The following is a 2052-nucleotide window of genomic DNA, read 5'->3' on the forward strand; positions in this document are numbered from 1 at the left end:
CGAGCTAACCGCCATGACTGAGATAAAGTTGGAAGACCCAAACATGGCTTTTGCGAGAGACCTTTTCATTTTTGGTTGTTGGACAGGTATCTCTTTCATAGACATCAAGAACTTGACGGAGGACAACATCTGTATAGTTAATGGTGCTCCTTGGATTGTGTCGAAGCGTCAGAAGACAGGTGTACCATTCCAAATCAAGCTGATGGATATACCTATACAGATTATTGAGAGATACAAATCATTCAGAAAAGACTGTCACTTATTCCATATTGGTGACCATGGAACTATCAATAAGCATATCAAGCGAGTTGCTGCAATGTGTGGTATCAAAAAGCAAGTTTCGTTCCACGTATCTCGTCATAGTTGGGCAGTTTTGGCTTTAGAATATGGTATGCCGATAGAGAGCGTGAGCAAGATTCTCGGTCACACGAACATCACCACGACACAGATATACGCCAAGGTGACAAGTAACAAACTTGACCATGACATATCTGTTTTTGAAAGTCGAATCAAGGGGCATTTGCCTGTAATAGGAGGAATGGTATGAAAAGGACAATTATCACTATGGACGGAAATGGGACACTTTCCATTCCGTCCAACTTAGAGAACTTGTGGATGGGTGAAGGCGAGTTGGTGAATATATTTCATGCCACAGCTCCCAAACTCAACTCTGTGATACGAGCCATATATAAGGAAGGTATGCTGTCTATGTCAGAAGTTCAACGCAAGGACAAAACTTCCGTTGGCGTTTGGCAAACGCTGTATAGTTTTCCGATGATAGTTACCATTAGCTTTCGTCTCCACTCTTTTGGCGCAGCACAACTTCGTGATGCAATCCTCAAGAGATTGTACGGAGCAAAAGAGAAAAGTACCATAATCCTACAACTCTATGGAGGTACAAACACCTTTAGCTAAATATGATTGAATACTTGGCAGTTTAGTGAGGTGCTGTCGTACTGATTCATTGTCGTATCGAGAAGTGTTGTCGTGAGAAAAAGCAGAACTTTTGATGTCATACGTTTTATATGTTTATCGTATGACATGTAAAACGTATGACATACAGGAATACATTTTTGTTCATCCCGAGGAACGGTTTCTTTGTAAGCCTTTCTTCGGGATTTTTCGTTTTACCTTATCCCCAAAAGCTACATCAAACACCTTGATTTCCTATCTTTTAACACTGTCGGTTCAAACTTCTCCATTCTGCGTAGGTTTGAGTTTTGTATTTTGATTTTCCGCCATTACCTTTGCAACTTTAATTTTTATAAGTTACAAAGGAGAATTTATGAACATGACAAATGACAACAAACTGCCAGTTGAAGTTGCTTCCATGCAGCCACAGGCGCCACCTCCACCAAACGAGGTGTTCATCCGTGTTGGCACAACCTTATACAAGGTGGTTGACCAACCTACTATCAATGGAGGGAAGGTAAGAAAGCGCATCCCTTGGAACATGGAAACCTTGCGTCAGGACTACGGCAAGGAGTTCATCAAGTATGTCCACAAGTATGACGGATTCTGTACCGTTCCCGAACATGTGAACCACCGAACTGTAATAGACGGTTTTCTCAATCTCTACGAGCCGATAAGCCACAAGCCAATGAAAGGGGATTTTCTGAACATCAAGAAATTGCTTTTTCACATCTTCGGTGAGCAATACGAGCTTGGCATGGACTATCTGCAACTGCTCTATCTCAGACCTGTGCAGAAACTTCCAATTCTTTTGCTTGTGTCTGAGGAGAGGAACACAGGCAAGACCACGTTCTTGAACTTTCTGAAAGCGTTGTTCCAAGACAACGTTACGTTCAATACCAACGAGGACTTCCGCAGTCAGTTCAATGCAGATTGGGCTGGCAAGCTGCTCATAGTCGTGGATGAGGTGCTACTCAGTCGCAGGGAGGATTCTGAGCGTTTAAAGAATCTCAGCACCACACTCTCCTACAAGGTGGAAGCCAAGGGCAAGGACAGAAACGAGATTTCTTTCTTTGCCAAGTTTGTGCTGTGCTCCAACAACGAATCCCTGCCTGTCATCATTGACGAGGGCGAGACCCG

3 protein-coding genes are annotated in these 2052 nt (G+C 43.1%); all 3 read left to right on the forward strand.

The genetic code is table 11. The features are described from left to right. Positions 1 to 547 (forward strand): site-specific integrase (locus tag DW657_RS18510; protein ID WP_233547212.1); only part of this gene is annotated, 547 nt, incomplete at its 5' end. Next, positions 544 to 915, forward strand: coding sequence for a hypothetical protein (locus DW657_RS17170; protein ID WP_117922883.1), 372 nt, complete (start codon positions 544 to 546; stop codon positions 913 to 915). The genes DW657_RS18510 and DW657_RS17170, both read left to right, overlap by 4 nt. Before the next feature lie 415 nt (positions 916 to 1330). After that, positions 1331 to 2052: primase-helicase family protein (locus tag DW657_RS17175; protein ID WP_233547213.1), on the forward strand; the 722-nt coding region annotated here is incomplete at its 3' end.

Origin of the sequence: Prevotella sp. AM23-5 (genome assembly GCF_003473645.1) — a bacterium.
Lineage (GTDB): Bacteria > Bacteroidota > Bacteroidia > Bacteroidales > Bacteroidaceae > Prevotella > Prevotella copri_A.

What these genes read in the sequence shown, in the direction of transcription:
- DW657_RS17170 (WP_117922883.1), top strand. Translation starts at nt 544, where the DNA reads ATGAAAAGGACAATTATCACTATGGACGGAAATGGGACACTTTCCATT.